We start from the raw sequence: 18,777 nt of genomic DNA, 5'->3' as shown, positions 1-18,777 counted from the left end.
AGGTATTCCTTGACTTTCCGCGATCTCAACATCGACCAGGACATGGTCGACGCGCTGGCCGCCAAGGGCATCATCGAGCCCTTCCCCATCCAGACGCAGACCATCCCCCTCGGCCTCGCCAAACAGGACATCATCGGCCAGGCCAAGACCGGCACCGGCAAGACGTTCGGCTTCGGCCTCCCCGTCATCCAGGCGCTCGGCGAGAACCCCGGGCCCGGCGTGAAGGCCCTCATCGTCGTCCCCACGCGCGAGCTGTGCGTGCAGGTCGCCGAGGACCTCGAACTCGCCGCATCCAACCGCCCCACGCAGGTCGTCGCCATCTACGGCGGCAAGGCCTACGAGGGCCAGGTGGAGGCGCTCAAGGCGGGCGCGCAGATCGTCGTCGGCACGCCCGGCCGTCTGCTCGACCTCGCGAGCCAGCGCCTGCTCTCCCTCAAGGAGGTGCAGGTGATGGTGCTCGACGAGGCCGACAAGATGCTCGACCTCGGCTTCCTCCCGGATGTCGAGAAGCTCTTCGCGCAGACCCCGCCGACGCGTCACACGATGCTCTTCTCGGCCACGATGCCCGGCCCGGTGGTCGCCCTCGCGCGCCGCTTCATGAACCGGCCCATCCACATCCGCGCGACCGACCCCGACGAGGGGCTCACGCAGGCGAACATCAAGCACGTCGTCTACCGCGCGCACTCGCTCGACAAGGACGAGGTCATCTCGCGCATCCTCCAGGCGGAGGGTCGCGGCAAGACCGTGATCTTCACGCGCACGAAGCGCGCGGCCCAGAAGCTCGTGGAGGAGCTGGGCGACCGCGGGTTCAACGCGGGTGCCGTCCACGGCGACATGAGCCAGGATGCGCGCGAGCGCTCGATGGCCGCGTTCAAGGCCGGCAAGAAGGACATCCTCATCGCGACGGATGTGGCGGCGCGCGGCATCGACGTCAACGACGTCACGCACGTCATCAACCACACGGTGCCCGACGACCCCGACACCTACCTGCACCGCGCGGGCCGCACGGGCCGCGCCGGCAAGACGGGCATCGCGGTCACGTTCGTCGACTGGGACGACCTGCACAAGTGGGCGCTCATCAACCGCGGGCTCGACATGGGCGTGCCGGAGCCCGTCGAGACGTACTCGTCGTCGCCGCACCTCTACACCGACCTCGACATCCCCGAAGGCACGAAGGGCCGCCTCAAGCCGGCCGCCCCCGCCGCGGCACGTCCGCCGCGCGAGGGCTCGTCGTCGGGCTCGGGCGCCGGTTCGTCGTCCGGTGGCGGTGCGGGCCGCTCGCGTCGTCGCACGCGCGGCGGGTCGAGCGGATCGGGTGCGGGCTCCGAGGGCTCGACGCGTCCCGAGGGCGCCGGCACCCACGACGGCAAGGGCCACGAGCACCACGACGGCAACGCCGCCCCGGCGAAGCGCCGCCGTCGTCGCCGCCGCAGCGGCGGTGCCGGGTCGGGCGCGCCCACCCCGCCGCCCGCGAGCTGACCTCCGGGCGCACCGGCCACCTCCGGGCGGAAGACCTGACACGCGGCGGGAGCAACTCCTCCCGCCGCGTGTCCGCTTCCGCGCCCGCTGCGGCGGTTGCTCCCGCCGCTGGGGCGGTTACCCCCGCCACATGGGCACTTCATCGCCCGCCGCGGCGGTTTCTCCCGCCGATCATCAACCACGCCAGCCCCCATCCGCATCATCCGTCCCGCCAGCCAAGCGGGCGGCGAAGCTGACATACGGCGGGAGCAGTCACCCCCGCCGGGTGCGTGCTTCACCGCCCGCTGGCGTGGTTACCCCCGCCGATGGTGCGGTTGTTCCCGCCGTCGAGACTCGCGCGGCGGATGCGGCCCGCCGAGCGGATGCGCGCGGCAGCGGCGGATGCGCCCGCCGAGGGGATGCGCGCGGCAGCGACGGATGCGCGCGGCAGCGGCGGATGCGCCCGCGGCTCAGGCGGACGCGCTCGTGCGGAAGGGGCGCGAGCCGGTCGCGCGCGCGACGATCGCCGCGTAGACCTCGGGGTCGGTCTTGTTTTCACCGAGGCGGTTGGGCTTGCCCGTGCCGTGGTAGTCGCTCGAGCCCGTCGTGACGAGGCCGTAGCGCGCCGCGATCTCGGCCCAGTGGGCACGCGAGCGGGGCGGGTTGTCGCGGTGGGCGAGTTCGAGGCCGAAGAGTCCCGCGTCGACGAGCTCGCGCATCCGTGGCTCCCTGAGCACGCGCTCGGGACCGCGCGCACCGGGGTGCGCGATGACCGCGACGCCGCCCGCGTTCGTGATGAGCCGCACACCCTCGAGCGGCGCGGGTGCCTCGTGCGGCCGGTAGTAGCCGCCCTGCCAGTGCAGGATCGTCTGGAACGCCGCCGTGCGGTCGCTCACGTGCCCGCGCGCGACGAGCGCGTCGGCGATGTGCGGGCGGCCGATCGTCGCGCCGGGCGTCGCCTGCGCGAGCACGTCGTCCCAGTCGAGGGCGTAGTCGCGCGAGATGCGCTTCACCATCGACTCGGCGCGGTGCAGGCGCTCGGAGCGGATGGCGGCGGTCGCGTCGACGAGGTCGGCGTCGGCGGGGTCGATGAGGTAGCCGAGGATGTGCACGCTCGCGTAGTCGAGCTGCGTCGACAGCTCGATGCCGGGCACGAGCTCGAGGCCCGTGCCGTCGGCGGCGACGAACGCCTGGTCCCAGCCTGCCGTGGAGTCGTGGTCGGTGATCGCGAGCACCCCGAGCCCGGCGGCGACGCCTGCGGCGACGAGCTCGGCGGGCGTCTCCGTGCCGTCGGACACGCTCGAGTGCGCGTGCAGGTCGATCGGTCCGGGCATCACCTCATGCTAGGGCGCGGCAGGCGGGCACGCAGGCGCGCGAGTGCGTGCGGGCAGGCGGGCGCGGCATCCGACGGCTCGCGACGCCCTTTCAGCCGCGACCAGGGAACGCGCGCTTAGGCTCGATGCGATGGTCCGACGCATCCTCGCCGCCGCGACCACCCTCGCCCTCGCCGCCCTGCTGCTCGTCGCCTGCTGGCCCCAGCTGCTCGGCCTCGAGCAGACGCTGGGGGTGGTGCAGCTCGTCGCCGTGCGCGGGATCGCCGCGCTCGTCGCCATCCTGCTCGCCGTGCTGCTGACGCTCATCGCGCTGCTGTCGGGCGCCGCGCGCCGCTTCTTCGCGGGCCTCGCGGTGCTCCTGCTCGCGTTCTCGATCCTCACGGCCGGGGTGCTGTCGATCCGCGGCTTCTCCGGCGGCGCGTTCCAGACGATCGCCGAGGGCGACCTCGTCGTGCTGTCGTGGAACACGCTCGGCGACTCCCCCGGCGCCGAGCGCATCGCGAACCTCGCGCTCGGCCAGGAGGCCGACGTCGTGGCGCTGCCCGAGACGAGCCACGAGGCGGGCGAGGCCGTACGGGCGCTCCTCGCCGCGGGCGGGCGGCCCATGCAGCTGCTCGAGCTGCAGTACGACACCGTCTCAAAGGCCCGCTCGACGATGCTGCTCGTGAGCACCGAGCTCGGCGAGTACCGTGTCGACGAGGAGGCCGGCTCGACGCCCACCCTCCCGAGCGTCGTCGCCGTGCCCGTCGACGGGTCCGGGCCCACGATCGTGGCCGCGCATCCGGTGGCGCCCGTGCCCGGCGAGATGAGCAACTGGCGCGACGGGCTCGCGTGGCTCGCCGAGCGCTGCGCCGACGCGGAGTCGAACGTGGTCGTCGCAGGCGACCTCAACTCGACGCTCGACCACTGGTCGCGCTTCGGATCGGATGTCGGCCTCGCCTCGTGCCGCGACGCCGCGCGTGCCGTGGGCGCCGCCGCCCTCGGCACCTGGCCGACGCGCATGCCGCCGGTGCTCGGCTCCCCCATCGACCACGTGCTCGCGACGGACGCGTGGGAAGTCGTCGGGTTCCGCGTCATCGACGCCGAGGACGGCTCCGGCTCCGACCACCGCCCCGTGGTGGCGCAGCTGCGCCCCGCCGCCTGACGCCCGCCGCGACCCCCGCCGCCCCCGCCGCCGAAGCCCGACCACGGCATCCGGATGCCGCACCCGCAGCCCGCGCTCGGCTCGCGGTGGGAGGATGGGGGCATGGCTGACAGCACCCCCGTCGACACCGTGGCGGCATCCACCACCCCCGCGACCGCCAACCGCTCCACGACGCCCACCTCGAGCACCTTCCGCGACTACATCAGCTCGAGCTGGGCGGAGCGCCCCGAGGTCACGCCCTCCCCGCGCCCGCAGGCCGCGTTCGCCGCCGCACGCCGCATGCGCCTCGCCGCGAAGTTCCCCGGCGCGACGCTCGTGATCCCCGCGGGCCCCGCGAAGGTGCGCTCCAACGACACCGACTACCCCTACCGCGCGCACTCCGCGTTCTCGCACCTCACCGGCTGGGCGAGCGACACCGTGCCCGGCGCCGTGCTCGTCATCAGCCCCGGAGACGACACCCCCGCCGTGCTCTACTTCACGCCGACCGCCGGCCGCGACACCGAGGAGTTCTACGCGAACGCCGCGATCGGCGAGTTCTGGACCGGCCCGCGCCCCTCGCTCGCCCACGTCGCCGCCGACCTCGCCCTCGAGACCCGCCCGCTCACCGAGCTCGCGGCCCCCGGTGACGAGATCATCGTGCTGCGTGGCGTCGACGAGGCCGCCGACGACCTGGCCCCCGCGGGCAGCGCCGACGCCGAGCTGCTGCGCGCCGTGAGCGAGCTGCGCCTCGTCAAGGACGAGTACGAGATCGCCGAGATGCGCGCCGCGATCGACGCGACCCGCCAGGGCTTCGACGACGTCATCGCCGACCTCCCCGAGATCGTCGCCCACCCCCGCGGCGAGCGCCTCGTCGAGGGCACCTTCAACCGCCGCGCGCGCGCCGAAGGCAACACCGTCGGCTACGACACGATCGCCGCCTCGGGGCCGCACGCGTGCATCCTGCACTGGACCCGCAACGACGGACCCGTCGCCCCCGGCGACCTGCTGCTGCTCGACGCGGGCGTCGAGCTCGACTCGCTCTACACCGCCGACATCACCCGCACCCTCCCCGTGTCGGGCACCTTCACCGAGGTGCAGCGCCGCGTGTACGAGGCGGTGCGGGAGGCGGCGGATGCGGCGTTCGCGATCGTGCGCCCCGGCATCCGGTTCCGCGAGATCCACGCCGAGGCCATGAAGGTCATCGCCGCGAAGACCGCAGAGTGGGGCCTCCTGCCGGTGAGCGCCGAGGAGTCGCTCGACCCCGACGCGCAGTACCACCGCCGCTACATGGTGCACGGCACGAGCCACCACCTCGGCATCGACGTGCACGACTGCGCGCAGGCCCGCCGCGAGCTCTACCTCGACGGTGTGCTCGAGCCGGGCATGGTGTTCACGATCGAGCCGGGCCTCTACTTCCAGCCCGACGACCTCACCGTGCCCGAGGAGTACCGCGGCATCGGCGTGCGCATCGAGGACGACATCCTCGTGACGGCCGACGGCGCCGAGAACCTCTCGGCGGCGATCCCGCGCACGGCGGACGACGTCGAGGCGTGGTTGGCGTCGCTGCGCTCGTAACGCTCCCGGAAGCCGCTTCGCGGCGGAGCGGTGTCGCTTCGCGGGCGTGCGGATTCGCTTCCGCGCCGCATGCCCCCGCGTGCCGCCTCCGGCGGCGCGCTCCTGCCCGACCCAATGCCAGCGTCCCGGAAGCGAATCCGCACACCCACTTCGCTCGCGTCCTGCGTTGGAAGCGGTTGCAATCGGCGCAACGAGGCGGGTAGCGTCGCGGCGTGCGCCGTCGCCTGCCCCGCCCCGCGATCATCGGGATCGCGGCGGCGGCCGTGCTTGCGCTCGGAGCGGGCGTCGGCATCCCGCTCGCGATCGCGGCGCGTGAGCAGCCGCGCGGGGCGTACACGGATGCGGATGCCGCGCTCTTGCGGGAACCCGCGCTCCCGGCGGGCGCCGGGCAGTCGTTCTACTTCGTGATGACCGACCGGTTCGCGAACGGCGACCCGACGAACGACACGGGTGGGCTCGAGGGTGACCGCTACGCCACGGGGTTCGACCCGACCGACACGGGCTTCTACCAGGGCGGGGATCTCGCGGGCCTCCTCGAACGGCTCGACTACATCGAGGGGCTCGGGGTGAGCGCGATCTGGCTCACGCCGAGCTTCGCCAACAAGCCCGTGCAGGGTGTCGGCGCGAACCGCTCGGGTGGCTACCACGGCTACTGGGTCACCGACTTCACGCGCATCGACCCGCACCTCGGCACGAACGCCGAGCTCGAACGGCTCATCGACGAGCTGCACGCGCGCGGCATGCGGCTCTACTTCGACATCATCACGAACCACACGGCCGACGTGATCTCCTACGGTCTGGCGGGCCATAGCTACATCGCGACAGCCGCGAAGCCCTACCTCGATGCGGAGGGGAACGAGGTGGACCTGGCCTCCGTCGCGGGTTCCGACGACTTCCCCGAGCTCGACGCCGAGACGAGCTTCCCGTACGCGCCCGTCGTCGATCCGGCCGAGGCCGACATCAAGGTGCCCGCCTGGCTCAACGACGTGACGCTGTACCACAACCGCGGCGACACGACGTGGGCCGGCGAGTCCGTCACGCTCGGCGACTTCGCGGGCCTCGACGACCTCATGACGGAGGACCCGCGCGTCGTCGACGGCTTCATCGACGTCTACAGCGACTGGATGGACCTCGGCGTCGACGGCTTCCGCATCGACACCGTCAAGCACGTCAACGAGGAGTTCTGGGCTGCGTTCACGGAGGGGCTCGACGCCCACGCGGCCGAGATCGGCAAGGACGACTTCTTCGTGTTCGGCGAGGTCTTCGACGCCGATCCGAACCTGCTCGCGCCGTACGTGCGCGACCGGGGCTTCGACGCCGTGCTCGACTTCGCGTTCCAGTCCGCCGCGCTCGACTTCGTCAACGGCGCGGGGTCCGCCCATCTCGCCGAGGTGTTCGCGGGCGACGCGGGCTACACGACCGCCGACGGCGACGCGCGCGCTCTCCCGACCTTCCTCGGCAACCACGACATGGGTCGCATCGGCTACCTCGTGCGCGACCAGGACGCCCTCGCCCGCGACGAGCTCGCCCACGAGCTGCTCTTCCTCGCCCGCGGGCAGCCCGTCGTCTACGCGGGAGACGAGCAGGGCTTCGTCGGCGCGGGCGACGGCGCCGACCGCCACGCGCGCCAGAGCCTCTTCGCCACCGCGACCCCCGAGTACGCCGACCAGCCGCTCATCACGGGCGAGATCGCGGGCGCCGTCGACCGCTACGACCCCGACGCGCCCCTCTACCGGCTCATCGCCGAGCTCGCCGAGCTGCGGAAGTCGCATCCGGCCCTCGCGACGGGCGCGCAGCTCGAGCGCATCGCCGACGGCTCGAGCTACGCGTTCTCGCGGGTCGACCACGCGGAGCGCGTCGAGCACCTCGTCGTGCTCAACGCCGGCGGACGCGAGGTGACGATCGACGTGCCGACGCTCACCCCCGGCGCCGCGTTCTCGGTGCTCTACGGCGAGACGGATGCGACCACGGCCGACGCGGACGGCGTCGCCTCGGTCGCGGTGCCGCCGCTCTCGGCCGTCGTGCTCGTCGCCGACCGCCAGGTGGGGGCCCCGGATGCCGCGGTCGCGCCCGTCTTCACCTCGCCCGAGCCGGGTGAGATCGACGGCATCGTGCACGTCGACGTCGACACGGGTGCCCTGTGGAGCGAGACGAGCTTCTCGTGGCGCGAGGTGGGCTCGGACGAGTGGCACGGGCTCGGCACCGCGACCGGCCCGGGCGCCCGGGTCGTGCACGACGTGCGCCCGCTCGCCGACGGCACGCGCATCGAGTACCGCGCCGTCACGATCGACGCGCACGATCGCCGTACCGCGGCGTCCCACGTCGTGACGATCGGCTGACCCAGGTGGTCGAGGAGCGCCCGCGCAGCGGACGCGTCTCGAGACCTCCGCGATCGGCTATCCCCTCCGCATCCGCTCGCGCGCCTCGCGCATCCGTTCGCGTTCGCGCTTGCGGGCCTCGCGCAGCTGCTTCTCGGCCTCGCGCCGCGCCTTGACGGCCTCCCTGACCTTCGGATCGCGCGCGATCTGGTCCTCCTGGGGGTCGCCGAGGGGCGTCGCGGGTCGTGCGGAGGGCTCGGTCGCGAGGTAGTTCTCGATGCCGTCGAGCACGCGCTCGAGGCCGAACGCGAAGGGGTCGTCGGGGCCGGGCCCGAACACGCCGGCCTGCAGCGCGCGGTGCACCTCGGGGAACTGCTCGGGCGTGATGAAGGTCGCGATGACGTCGCTCGCGTGGCGGTCGAGATCCTCGGGTCGCACGGAGGCCGCCGCCGCCGCCGCGAGGTAGCCGCGCTCGACGACGCCCTGCCAGCGCACCTGTGCCATGACGGCGAGCACGATCGAGACCTTGGCCTCGTAGTCGGCGGGCGCCTCCGCGAGCGTCTCGAGCGCCGCGTCGAGCCACGCGAGGTTGTTGGGCGTCTGGGGGGTGCCCTCGATCGCGAGGTCGAGCAGCCACGGATGCTCACGGTAGGTCGAGAGGGTCGCGGCGGCCCAGTCGCGCATCCCGTCGCGCCAGCCGTCGGCCTCTCGCACGCTCTCGGGCGGCACGCCGATGCCGCGCTCCTGCATGAGCACGAGCAGGTCGTCTTTGCTCGTGACGTAGCGGTAGAGCGACATCGGCGTGTACCCGAGCTCCGACGCGACGGCTGCCATCGAGACCGCTCCGAGCCCTCCGCGGTCGGCGAGCTCGACGGCGACGTCGACGATGCGCTCGATCGAGAGCTCGCGCTTGGGGCCGCGCTGCGGATGCGCCGCGACGCCCCATGCGAGGGCGACGGCGCGCGGGAGCTCCGGCTCGGTCGGGGTGTCGGTCATCGGCCTCATCGTATTCGGGGTTGACGCGGAGGGCGCTAACTGTGTATCTGTTAAACAGTTCGCATATGGCGTAAACAGTTTACGCCATTCACACTCCCACAGGAAGGACGCGCGATGGACGCCATCACCGTTCGCGGCATCCGCAAGAGCTTCGGCGGCACCGAGGTGCTCCGCGGCATCGACCTCGACGTCTCAGCCGGCACCGTCTTCGCCCTGCTCGGTCCCAACGGGGCCGGCAAGACCACTCTGCTCGGCATCCTCAGCACGCTCGTCGCCGCCGACGCCGGCACCGCGACCGTCGCGGGCCACGACGTCGCACACGAGCCCGAGCAGGTCAAGCGCCGCATCAGCGTCACCGGTCAGGCCGCAGCGGTCGACCAGGTGCTCACCGGACGCGAGAACCTGCGCATGATGGGCAGGCTCTCGGGCCTCGGTCGGGCCGACGCGGCACGCCGGGCCGACGAGATGCTCCACCGCTTCGGCCTCGTCGAGGCGGCCGGCAAGCGGGTCGGCACCTACTCGGGCGGCATGCGCCGGCGCCTCGACCTCGCCATCAGCCTCATCCTCGCGCCGCCCGTGGTGTTCCTCGACGAGCCGACGACGGGCCTCGACACCCGCAGCCGCCAGGCGCTGTGGGACGAGATCCGCACCCTGACCGCGAACGGCACGACCGTGCTGCTCACGACGCAGTACCTCGAGGAGGCCGACCAGCTCGCCGATCGCATCGCCGTCATCGAGCACGGCGTCGTCGTGGCCGAGGGCACCGCCGATGAGCTCAAGGCGCGCGTCGGCGGCGAGGTGATCACCGTGAGCGACGCCACGGGCGCCGTGCTCGCCGAGCTCCCCACCGACGGCACCGTCGCGGGACTGCGCCGCGCGCTCGCCGGACTCGGGAACGCGGATGCCGCATCCGTCTCCCTGCGCTCCCCCAGCCTCGACGACGTCTTCCTCGCCGTCACGGGATCCCCCGCCACCCGCGAGCCCGAGCTCGCCCTCACGAAGGACTGACCGCCATGACCACCCTCACCGCACCCGGACACGCGCCCGCGCCGGCGCCCGCCGCGCCGCCGCGAGCGGCATCCGTCTTCGCGACCTTCGTCGGCCGCAGCATGCTGCACACGCTGCGCACCCCCGACGCGCTCGTCATGGCGATCGCGCTGCCCACCATGCTCATGGTGCTCTTCACGCAGGTGTTCGGCGGCGCGATCGCCCCCGGCGGCGGCTACGTCGACTACGTCGTGCCGGGCATCATCCTGCTGTGCGCGGGGTTCGGGGCCGCCTCGGTCGCCGTCGACGTGGCGACCGACATGACGACGGGCGTCATCGACCGCTTCCGCACCATGCCGATGCGCGCCGAGACGGTCATCACGGGGCACGTCGTCGCGAGCCTCGTGCGCAACCTCGTCGCCACCGCGATCGTCATCGGCGTGGCCCTGCTGCTGGGGTTCCGACCGAGCGCCGGACCGATCGAGTGGATCGGGATGGGCGCGCTCGTCGCCCTCTACATCCTCGCGATCACCTGGGTCTTCGCGGCGATCGGCCTCGCGGCGTCGAACCCGGAGGCGGCGAACGGGTACGGCTTCTTCCTCATGTTCCTGCCGTATGTGTCGAGCGCTTTCGTTCCCGTCGACACGATGCCCGAGTGGCTGCGCTGGATCGCCGAGAACCAGCCCCTCACCCCCATCATCGAGACCATCCGCGGGCTCCTGCTCGGCACCGACATCGGCACGAGCGGATGGTGGGCTCTCGGCTGGTGCGTCGCCTTCCTCGCCGTCGGCGCCGTGCTCACGCGCGTGCTGTTCCGGGCGAAGGCCGGCCGCCGCTGACGACGTCGACTCACGGCGCGGCTGGAGCTACGACCGTGCGGCGGGAGGCGTTTCTCCCGCCGTCGCGTCGCGGCTCCAGCCGCGCCACGAGCACGAGGTCAGAGTTGGGGGTTGCGGGCGAGGGCGTCCTGGGCGCGGGCGAGCATGCCCGGCTCGATGACGATCTGGTAGTTCGCGGCGATCACCTGCGACACCGACTCGAAGTCGCGGTTGCGGCGGCTGATCGCGTAGCTGATGAGCTGCAGGAAGAGGCCGAGCGCGGCGCCGATGAACACGGCGGCCGCGAAGAGCTGCCACGTGAAGGTCGGCGAGAGCAGGCTCAGCAGCAGGCCCATGAAGATGCCGAGCCACGCGCCCGACAGCACGCCGGAGAAGGCCGCGCGGTTCCACGAGCGCTTGCGGGTGATGATCTCGACGCTCGTGAGGTTGTTGCCGACGATCGCGAGCTTCGCCACCGGGAAGTCCGCCTTCGCGAGCCGGTCGACGACCTTCTGCGCCTCGGGATAGCTGTCGTAGGTGCCGAGAACGTCGCCCTGCGGAACCGTCAGCGGGGCGCCGGGACGTGCGAAAGGCGAAGGGCTGGTCACCCCGCCATTCTGGCATCCGGCGGGTAGGGTTTTCCCGTGAGCGCCACGAGAGTCTTCGTCGCCCGACTGGCCGGGTGCTCCGTCTTCGACCCCAACGGCGACCGGGTCGGGAAGGTGCGCGACGTGCTCGTCGTGTACCGCCCCAAGAGCTCGCCGCGTGTCGTCGGGCTCATCGTCGAGATCCCCGGTCGGCGTCGCGTCTTCGTGTCGATCGGACGCGTCACGAGCATCGGCGCGGGCCAGATCATCACGACCGGTCTCATCAACCTGCGCCGCTTCGAGCAGCGCGGCGGCGAAGTGCGCGTCATCGCCGAGATGCTCGGCCGCCAGGTCGCGCTGCGCGACGGATCGGGCCAGGCCACGATCGAGGACGTCGCGATCGAGGAGTCGGGCCCCGGCGAGTGGGTCGTGGGCGAGCTCTTCCTGCGCCGCCCCCGCACGAGCGCGGCTCCGTTCGGCAAGGGCAGCACCGTGCTCGCTGCGTGGGACAAGGTGCGCGAGGTCAACGCCCCCGGCGAGTCGCAGTCCGCCGAGCAGCTCATCGCGACCTACGCCGACCTGCTGCCGGCCGACCTCGCATCGACTCTCCTCGACCTGCCCGAGGACCGCCGCATCGAGGTCGCCGAGGAGCTCCCCGACGACCGTCTCGCCGACGCCCTCGAGGAGATGCCCGAGGACGAGCAGGTCGAGATCATCACGCAGCTCGACGACGAGCGCGCCGCCGACGTGCTCGACCAGATGCAGCCCGACGACGCCGCCGACCTCATCGCCCAGCTGCCCGAGGCACGCGGTGAGGCCCTGCTCGGTCTCATGCAGCCGGAGGAGGCGGAAGACGTGCGCTTCCTCCTCAACTACGCCCCCGAGACCGCGGGCGGCCTCATGACGACCGAGCCGATCATCGTCTCGGCCGACGCGACCGTCGCGGAGGGGCTCGCCCTCATCCGCCGCCACGAGCTCGCGCCGGCGCTCGGCGCCGCCGTGTGCGTCACCCTGCCGCCGTACGAGCCGCCCACGGGTCGCTTCCTCGGCGTCGTGCACTTCCAGCGGATGCTGCGCTACCCGCCGCACGAGCGTCTCGGCACGCTCATCGACGCGACCCTCGAGCCGGTCGCGCCCGAGACGAGCGCGGCCGAGGTCGCGCGCATCCTCGCCTCCTACAACCTCGTCTCGCTTCCCGTCGTCGACGAGAAGCACCGTCTCGTCGGGGTGGTGACCATCGACGACGTCCTCGACTACCTCCTGCCCGATGACTGGCGAAGTTCGCACGACGAGCAGGAACCGGAGCCCGTGAGCACGAGCACCGCAGCCATCCCGATCCGAGGAAGGAGGACGCCGCATGGCACGACGTAACGAGCCCCGGCTCGACGCCCCCAAGGGCATCCGCCCGGCCTTCGGCTTCCGCCCCTCGGGCCGCGACCGCATGGGCCGCTTCTCGGAGTCGTTCGCGCGCGCGATGGGCACGAGCTGGTTCCTCATCGGCATGACGGTCTTCGTGACCCTGTGGCTCGTGTGGAACTCGGTCATGCCCGTGCCGTTCCAGTTCGACCCGCGCGCCCTCAACTTCACGCTGCTCACCCTCATCCTGTCGTTGCAGGCCTCGTATGCGGCGCCCCTCATCCTGCTCGCGCAGAACCGGCAGGACGATCGCGACCGGGTGCAGATCGAGCAGGACCGTCAGCGCGCCGAGCGCAATCTCGCCGACACCGAGTACCTCGCGCGCGAGGTCGTGGCGCTGCGCCTCGCGGTCAAGGACATGGCCACGAAGGACTTCATCCGGGCCGAGCTGCGCGCGCTGCTCGAGGAGCTCGACAAGGAGAAGGAGACGGACGAGGTCGCGAAGTGACCTCCTCCCCCGCCGCCGACGCGGTCCTCGCGGCGCTCGCGCGCGTGCAGGACCCCGAGATCCGTCGCCCCATCACCGAGCTCGACATGGTGCGCGGCGTCGAGGTGGCGGATGGCGCGGCACGCGTCGACCTGCGCCTCACGATCGTGGGCTGCCCGGCCGCCGACCGCATCGAGCGCGACGTGCGCGAGGCGGTGCTCGCGGTGCCGGGCGTCGACTCGCTCGACCTCGCGCTCGGCGTCATGACCCCCGCCGAGCGAGAGGCGCTCGTGACGCGCCTCCGCGGCGAGCGCCGGATGCCGTTCGGCCCCGGCACGCTCACGCGCGTCGTAGCGATCACCTCGGGCAAGGGCGGCGTCGGCAAGTCGACGATCACGGCCGAGCTCGCGGTCGCCCTCGCGGCGCGCGGTCTCGCGGTGGGGCTCGTCGACGCCGACGTCTTCGGCTTCTCGATCCCCGGCATCCTCGGCATCGCGGATGCGAAGCCCACCCAGGTGGGCGACATGATCCTGCCGCCCGTCGCGCACGGCGTGAAGGTCATCTCGATCGGCATGTTCGTCGAGGACCGCACGCCCGTGTCGTGGCGCGGGCCGCTCCTGCACCGCACGATGCAGCAGTTCCTCACCGACGTGTACTTCGGCGACCTCGACGTGCTGCTGCTCGACCTGCCGCCCGGCACGGGCGATGTCGCCATCACGCTCGGCCAGCTGCTGCCGAACGCCGAGGTCGTCGTCGTGACGACGCCGCAGGCGGCCGCGGCGGATGTGGCGGAGCGCTCCGGCCTGCTCGCGCGGCAGACCGGTCAGACGGTCATCGGCGTCGTCGAGAACATGTCGGGCGGGGTGTTCGGCGCGGGCGGCGGCGACGAGGTCGCGCGCCGGCTCGAGGTGCCCGTGCTCGCGCGCGTGCCGCTCGCGGCATCCGTCGCCTCGGGGGGCGACGCGGGGGCGCCCGTCGTGCTGGGCGACCCCGCGGACCCCGCGGCTGCGGCGCTCAGGGAGCTCGCGGATGCCGTGGTCGCCCGCGGTCGCGGGCTCGCGGGGCGGCCGCTGCTGTAGGTAGCTCGGGGGCGGTGGTCTCGAGACGCGTCCGCTGCGCGGGCGCTCCTCGACCACCTGTGTTCATGTAGGTGGTCGAGGAGCGCCGCCGAAGGCGACGCGTCTCGAGACCACCACCCCGCTACACCTCCCGCGGCTCCACCAACCGCCCCAGCAGCTCGACGAGCAGCCTCTCCGCGACGGATGCCGGCAGCGCCTCGATGAGCGCCACGAGCGGCGCCTGCGCATCCGGCAGCTCCGCGCCACCCCCGATGCCGATGCCCTGCAGCAGCGCCCATGCGGTGTCGGAGTCGAGCGCCGCGAGCGCCTCGAGCGGCGGGAGCCCGCCGAGCAGCGCGGACGCGTCGACGTGCGGCACGCCGCGCACGGCATCCGCCCCCGCGACGAGCGCGCTCGTGAGCTCGGGCAGCACCGACTCGGTGACGGGCGTGATCGTGAGGTGCGTCGTCGACGGCAGGGGGGCCAGCGCGGGCTGCAGCTGCAGCACGAAGCCGAGCCCGCGCACGGCGTCGGCCCAATGATGGGGGTCGACACGCTGCTCGGGCGCGACGGATTCATCGGTCGCCACCGCGAAGAGCGGCCCGACGGGCTCCCCCACGACGCGCAGCCCCTCGATGCCCTCGATTGCGGCGCGCAGGGCGCGCGTCGCGCGCAGGCACGACTCGCCGAGCTCGCGGAAGCCCTCGACCCCGAGCCCCTCGGCGATCGCCCAGCCCGCCGCGAGCGGCACGGCCGACTTCGAGCCGAGGATCGTGGGGTTCACGACCGGGTATCCGGGCCACCGCGTCGTCGCGAAGTACTGGTGCCGCTGGCGATCGCGCCCGCGCTGCAGCAGCACCGAGACGCCCTTCGGCGCGTAGCCGTACTTGTGCAGGTCGGCGCTCACGCTCGTGACGCCGGGCACGCGGAAGTCCCACGCGGGCAGCTCGGCATCCGCGTCGTCGCGCCAGAACGGCAGCACGAGCCCGCCGATGCACGCGTCGACGTGCAACGGGACGCCCGCGGCGGATGCGGCTTCCGCCACCTCGGCGATCGGGTCGAGGCTCGCGAAGGGGTAGTTGGGCGCCGAGAGCACGACGAGCGCGACGTCGTCGCCGAGGCGGGCCACGACATCCGCTGCCGAGACGACGCCGTCGGGCGCGGTCGGCACGAGGTCGAGCACGAGGTCGAAGTAGGCGGCGGCCTTCTGGAAGGCGGCGTGCACCGTGACGGGGGCGAGAAGCCGCGGACGCCCCTCGGGGTGGGCGGCGCGCCACACGTCGCGCGCCGTCTTGACCGCGAGCAGGCAGCTCTCGGTGCCGCCGCTCGTGGCCGAGCCCACGACATCCGCGTCGCCGTGCAGCAACTCGCGCATGAAGCCGACGAGCTCCGACTCGAGCACGCCCACCGAGCGGAACGTCGTCGGGTCGAGGCCGTTGACGGGCAGCACCTCGTCGACGACAGCCGCGACCATGTCATCGAGCCCGGCGAGGCCCGGGTCGTAGACGTAGCTCAGCACGCGGCCGCCGTGGGTGGGCGGGTCGCCCGCGCGCAGCTCCGAGAGCCGGCCCAGCACGGCTTCGGCGTCGAGCGTCATCGGGTCTCCTCCGCGGTGTCGGCGGCAGTGATGTCGCCCACGGGAACAGCGGATGCGACCACCGCCCCGTCGATGTCGCCGCGCCTCAGCGGGTAGCGGCTGAGCGCCCACAGGCTCACGCCGATCATGATCGCGGGCACGATGCTGAAGCTCAGCACGATCCCCGTGAGGGCGTTGGCGCTCTGCTCGACGACCTGACCTGCGAATGCCTCCTGGTAGCCGGTGAGCGCGAGCACGAGCGTGAGCAGCACGGCGCCGAGCGCCATGCCCGTCGTCTCGCCCGCGGTCCACACGCCCCCGAAGACGCCCGCGCGTCCCGGGCCGTTGCGGGTCGCGTCGTCGCTGATGACGTCGGGCAGCATCGCCATGGGGAGCGTCTGCATGCCCGCGTACGCGGCGCCCGCGAGCGCGACCGGCGCGTAGAGCCAGGGGCCGGGGATCCACACGAGCAGCACGAGCGACAGCGCCGCGAGCCCGAAGAGCACGGATGCGACGCCGAACGCCCACTCCTTGCCGGTGCGGCGCGAGATGACGGCCCACACCGGCGCGCACACGAGGGCCGGCGCGATGAGGGCCACGAAGAGGAACGTCGTGCCGTCGATCGGGTCGCGCAGCACCCACTTGGCGACATAGGCGGCGCCCGCGAGCATCATGCCCGTGGCGAGGGCCTGCAGCAGGAAGGTGAGCAGCAGCGCGCGGAACGGGCGGCTCGAGCGCAGCGCCTCGACGCCATCCCGGTAGTAGCGGCCGAGCGGGATGCGCGGCGGGGCGTCCGCGCGCGGGCCCCGCTGCGCCGACGTGACGGCCACGAGCATCCCGAGCCCGAGCAGGAGGCCCGCGACGACCGCCATGCCGAGATAGCCCGACTGGGTCGCGGTGCCATCGGCGGTGCCGCTGAAGAGCTTCACGAGCATGGGCCCGCCCGCGCCGAACAGCAGGATGGCGATCGTGAGAACGACGACGCGCGCCGAGAGCAGGCGCGTGCGGCCGTCGTAGTCGCCGACGAGCTCGGCGGGCAGGGCGATGTAGGGCACCTGGAAGAGGCTGAACGCCGTGGCCGTGAGCACGAACGCCACGAGCACCCACAGGCCGGCGACGACGGGCCCGACGCCCGGCAGGACGGCGAAGGTCAGGATGAAGAACACGGGCAGCAGGAGGGCGCCGATGAGCATGAAGCGGCGACGGGAGCCGGTGACGGCGAGGCTGCGGTCGCTGCGGCCGCCGATGACGGGGTCGATCACGACATCCCACAGCTTCGCGGTGCCGATGATAACGGAGGCCCAGATCGCGGCGACGCCGAGCGTGTCGGTGAGGTAGATCGCGAGCACGAGCCCGGGGAGCGTGCCGAACCCTCCCGTGCCGATCGAGCCGGCCGCGTAGCGGGCGATCACGGATGCGCGGATCCTCGGAGACGGCGTCGTCATGCGGGCCACCCTACCGGGAGCGCGGCCGGCATCCGGGCAGCCTCCCCCGCACAGGGGCCCCGAGTTGGACGCCCGTCCAAGTTAGACTCGCGGCATGCCCGGCCTGCTGCCCCGGACGCTCGCCGACGAGCTCATCACCGACCTCGCCGGCCGCGCCGCATCCCCCGTCTCCGTCATCGCCCCGTTCACGGGCGAGGAGCTCTACACGCTCCCCCACGCGACCGTCGAGGAGGTGGCGGATGCCGCCCTCCGCGCGCGGGAGGCGCAGCGCGCGTGGTGGGCCGCGGGCGACGCGCACCGCCGCGCCGTGCTGCTGCGGGGGCACGACCTCTTCCTCGAGCGCCGCGAGCTGCTGCTCGACGCCGTGCAGTCCGAGACCGGCAAGACACGCGGGCAGGCCTTCGAGGAGGTCTTCAACTCGGCAGCCGCGACGCGCTATGCCGCGCTGAGCGCCCGGCGCGTGCTGCGCCCCGAGGCGCGCCGCGCTGGCATCCCGCTCGTCATGCGCACCCGCGTGCGTCGCGCCCCGAAGGGGCTCATCGGCGTCATCACGCCCTGGAACTACCCGCTGAGCCTCGCCCTCATGGACATCGCGCCGGCCCTCGCGGTCGGCAACGGCGTGCTGCAGAAGGCCGACGATCAGGGCACCCTCTCGGTGCTGCTCGCCCGCCGCGCGTTCGTCGACGCGGGACTGCCGCCCGAGCTGTGGCAGGTCGTCGCGGGCCCGGGTTCCGAGGTCGGCTCGGCCGTCGTCGACGCCGCCGACTACGTGTGCTTCACGGGCTCGACGGCGACCGGCCGCACCGTCGCGCAGCGCGCCGCGGGCCGCCTCATCGGCGCCTCGATGGAGCTCGGCGGCAAGAACCCGCTCATCGTGCTCGACGACGTCGACCCCGAGAAGGCCGCCGCCGATGCCGCCTACGCGTGCTTCTCGGCCGCCGGGCAGTTGTGCGTGTCGATCGAGCGCGTCTACGTCGAGAAGGGAGTCGCCGACCGCTTCGTGCCCGCCTTCGCCGAGCGCGTGCGCAACCTCGCCCTCGGCGTCGACTTCGACTACACGGCGGATGTCGGCTCGCTCGCATCCGCCGCCCAGCTCGAGCGCGTCACGGCGCACCTCGACGACGCGATCGCGAAGGGCGCGACGGTGCTCGCCGGGGGCCGCCACCGCCCCGACCTCGGCCCCTACGTGCTCGAGCCGACCGTGCTCACCGACGTGACCTCCGAGATGCAGTGCTTCGCGGGCGAGACCTTCGGCCCGCTCGTGGCCGTCACGGTCGTCGAGAACGCGGATGCCGCGGTCGCCGCCGCGAACGACACGGACTACGGCCTCAACGCATCCGTCATGTCCGGTTCTCCCGCGCGCGCCCGCGGCGTGGCCGCGCGCCTCGAGGCCGGCTCGGTGAACATCAACGAGGGCTACCGCGCGACCTTCGGCTCGATAGATGCCCCCATGGGCGGCGTCAAGCAGTCGGGGGTCGGGCGCCGCAACGGTGTCGACGGGCTGCTGCGCTTCACCGAGTCGACGACGGTCGCCGAGGCGACGGGGCTCCTGCAGCTACCACGCACGGGCTACGAGTTCGGCCGCCTTGTCGGGCTCATGGTGTTCACCCTCAAGGGGCTCAAGGCCGTCCGCCGCCGCTGAAAGTTCCCGTTCCGCGT

General features: G+C 72.8%; 15 protein-coding genes. 10 read left to right on the top strand and 5 right to left on the bottom strand.

Annotated elements, in window-relative coordinates; all coding sequences use genetic code 11:
- The first annotated feature begins 42 nt into the window (after window positions 1–42).
- Window positions 43–1,479: a DEAD/DEAH box helicase gene (locus H4J02_RS04400; protein ID WP_187676420.1), complete on the top strand. Its 1,437-nt coding sequence runs from the start codon at window positions 43–45 to the stop codon at window positions 1,477–1,479.
- A gap of 449 nt (window positions 1,480–1,928) precedes the next feature.
- Here the strand turns inward: H4J02_RS04400 and H4J02_RS04395 are convergent, their stop codons facing one another.
- A complete protein-coding gene (locus H4J02_RS04395) occupies window positions 1,929–2,792 on the bottom strand; it encodes a PHP domain-containing protein (protein ID WP_187675896.1) in 864 nt (287 codons plus the stop codon).
- A gap of 130 nt (window positions 2,793–2,922) precedes the next feature.
- On the opposite strand from H4J02_RS04395, the gene H4J02_RS04390 reads away from it, so the two are divergent.
- The 3 genes from H4J02_RS04390 to H4J02_RS04380 all read left to right on the top strand — a co-directional run bounded on the left by H4J02_RS04390 (window position 2,923) and on the right by H4J02_RS04380 (window position 7,829).
- On the top strand, window positions 2,923–3,936 hold the full coding sequence (locus H4J02_RS04390) for an endonuclease/exonuclease/phosphatase family protein (protein WP_187675895.1): 1,014 nt from the start codon (window positions 2,923–2,925) through the stop codon (window positions 3,934–3,936).
- Between the two features lie 102 nt (window positions 3,937–4,038).
- Window positions 4,039–5,490, top strand: a complete 1,452-nt coding sequence (locus H4J02_RS04385; RefSeq protein WP_222942210.1) for an aminopeptidase P family protein — start codon at window positions 4,039–4,041, stop codon at window positions 5,488–5,490.
- A 212-nt stretch (window positions 5,491–5,702) separates the two neighbouring features.
- Window positions 5,703–7,829, top strand: coding sequence for an alpha-amylase family glycosyl hydrolase (locus H4J02_RS04380; protein WP_316250703.1), 2,127 nt, complete (start codon window positions 5,703–5,705; stop codon window positions 7,827–7,829).
- 57 nt (window positions 7,830–7,886) lie between these two features.
- On the opposite strand, the gene H4J02_RS04375 is transcribed toward H4J02_RS04380, so the two are convergent.
- On the bottom strand, window positions 7,887–8,804 hold the full coding sequence (locus tag H4J02_RS04375; protein ID WP_187675893.1) for a TetR/AcrR family transcriptional regulator: 918 nt from the start codon (window positions 8,802–8,804) through the stop codon (window positions 7,887–7,889).
- Window positions 8,805–8,918: 114 nt separating this feature from the next.
- On the opposite strand from H4J02_RS04375, the gene H4J02_RS04370 reads away from it, so the two are divergent.
- Window positions 8,919–9,812 (top strand): ATP-binding cassette domain-containing protein, encoded by an 894-nt coding sequence (locus tag H4J02_RS04370; RefSeq protein ID WP_187675892.1) that lies wholly within the window; start codon window positions 8,919–8,921, stop codon window positions 9,810–9,812.
- Window positions 9,813–9,817: 5 nt separating this feature from the next.
- Window positions 9,818–10,630, top strand: coding sequence for an ABC transporter permease (locus tag H4J02_RS04365; protein ID WP_187675891.1), 813 nt, complete (start codon window positions 9,818–9,820; stop codon window positions 10,628–10,630).
- A 98-nt stretch (window positions 10,631–10,728) separates the two neighbouring features.
- Here the strand turns inward: H4J02_RS04365 and H4J02_RS04360 are convergent, their stop codons facing one another.
- Complete coding sequence (locus H4J02_RS04360; protein ID WP_187675890.1) at window positions 10,729–11,217, bottom strand: general stress protein; 489 nt, start codon at window positions 11,215–11,217, stop codon at window positions 10,729–10,731.
- Window positions 11,218–11,253: 36 nt separating this feature from the next.
- On the opposite strand from H4J02_RS04360, the gene H4J02_RS04355 reads away from it, so the two are divergent.
- Genes H4J02_RS04355 through H4J02_RS04345 form a run of 3 tightly spaced genes read left to right on the top strand, consistent with a single transcriptional unit; the run spans window position 11,254 to window position 14,118 of the window.
- On the top strand, window positions 11,254–12,567 hold the full coding sequence (locus H4J02_RS04355; protein ID WP_187675889.1) for a magnesium transporter MgtE N-terminal domain-containing protein: 1,314 nt from the start codon (window positions 11,254–11,256) through the stop codon (window positions 12,565–12,567).
- Window positions 12,554–13,060: a DUF1003 domain-containing protein gene (locus H4J02_RS04350; RefSeq protein ID WP_187675888.1), complete on the top strand. Its 507-nt coding sequence runs from the start codon at window positions 12,554–12,556 to the stop codon at window positions 13,058–13,060. The genes H4J02_RS04355 and H4J02_RS04350 overlap by 14 nt, the downstream gene beginning before the upstream one ends.
- Complete coding sequence (locus tag H4J02_RS04345) at window positions 13,057–14,118, top strand: P-loop NTPase (protein WP_187675887.1); 1,062 nt, start codon at window positions 13,057–13,059, stop codon at window positions 14,116–14,118. Before H4J02_RS04350 ends, H4J02_RS04345 begins: the two co-directional genes overlap by 4 nt.
- 121 nt (window positions 14,119–14,239) lie before the next feature.
- On the opposite strand, the gene H4J02_RS04340 is transcribed toward H4J02_RS04345, so the two are convergent.
- Window positions 14,240–15,694 carry an aspartate aminotransferase family protein gene (locus H4J02_RS04340; RefSeq protein ID WP_187675886.1) on the bottom strand — a complete coding sequence of 485 codons (1,455 nt, stop codon included), beginning with the start codon at window positions 15,692–15,694 and terminating at the stop codon, window positions 14,240–14,242.
- A complete protein-coding gene (locus H4J02_RS04335; RefSeq protein ID WP_187675885.1) occupies window positions 15,691–17,118 on the bottom strand; it encodes an MFS transporter in 1,428 nt (475 codons plus the stop codon). Before H4J02_RS04335 ends, H4J02_RS04340 begins: the two co-directional genes overlap by 4 nt.
- Window positions 17,119–17,212: 94 nt before the next feature.
- Between H4J02_RS04335 and H4J02_RS04330 the strand changes: the two genes are divergently transcribed.
- A complete protein-coding gene (locus H4J02_RS04330; protein ID WP_187675884.1) occupies window positions 17,213–18,760 on the top strand; it encodes a succinic semialdehyde dehydrogenase in 1,548 nt (515 codons plus the stop codon).
- Window positions 18,761–18,777 lie beyond the last annotated feature (17 nt).

It is taken from the genome of Protaetiibacter sp. SSC-01, from assembly GCF_014483895.1.
Taxonomy (GTDB): domain Bacteria; phylum Actinomycetota; class Actinomycetes; order Actinomycetales; family Microbacteriaceae; genus Homoserinibacter.
The sequence above is the reverse complement of the archived record's forward strand: the minus strand, read 5'-3'. Positions and strand labels throughout refer to the sequence as shown.

What these genes read in the sequence shown, in the direction of transcription:
- H4J02_RS04400 (WP_187676420.1), top strand. Translation starts at nt 43, where the DNA reads ATGGTCGACGCGCTGGCCGCCAAGGGCATCATCGAGCCCTTCCCCATC.
- H4J02_RS04395 (WP_187675896.1), bottom strand. Translation starts at nt 2,792, where the DNA reads ATGCCCGGACCGATCGACCTGCACGCGCACTCGAGCGTGTCCGACGGC.
- H4J02_RS04390 (WP_187675895.1), top strand. Translation starts at nt 2,923, where the DNA reads ATGGTCCGACGCATCCTCGCCGCCGCGACCACCCTCGCCCTCGCCGCC.
- H4J02_RS04385 (WP_222942210.1), top strand. Translation starts at nt 4,039, where the DNA reads ATGGCTGACAGCACCCCCGTCGACACCGTGGCGGCATCCACCACCCCC.
- H4J02_RS04375 (WP_187675893.1), bottom strand. Translation starts at nt 8,804, where the DNA reads ATGACCGACACCCCGACCGAGCCGGAGCTCCCGCGCGCCGTCGCCCTC.
- H4J02_RS04370 (WP_187675892.1), top strand. Translation starts at nt 8,919, where the DNA reads ATGGACGCCATCACCGTTCGCGGCATCCGCAAGAGCTTCGGCGGCACC.
- H4J02_RS04365 (WP_187675891.1), top strand. Translation starts at nt 9,818, where the DNA reads ATGACCACCCTCACCGCACCCGGACACGCGCCCGCGCCGGCGCCCGCC.
- H4J02_RS04350 (WP_187675888.1), top strand. Translation starts at nt 12,554, where the DNA reads ATGGCACGACGTAACGAGCCCCGGCTCGACGCCCCCAAGGGCATCCGC.
- H4J02_RS04340 (WP_187675886.1), bottom strand. Translation starts at nt 15,694, where the DNA reads ATGACGCTCGACGCCGAAGCCGTGCTGGGCCGGCTCTCGGAGCTGCGC.
- H4J02_RS04335 (WP_187675885.1), bottom strand. Translation starts at nt 17,118, where the DNA reads ATGACGACGCCGTCTCCGAGGATCCGCGCATCCGTGATCGCCCGCTAC.
- H4J02_RS04330 (WP_187675884.1), top strand. Translation starts at nt 17,213, where the DNA reads ATGCCCGGCCTGCTGCCCCGGACGCTCGCCGACGAGCTCATCACCGAC.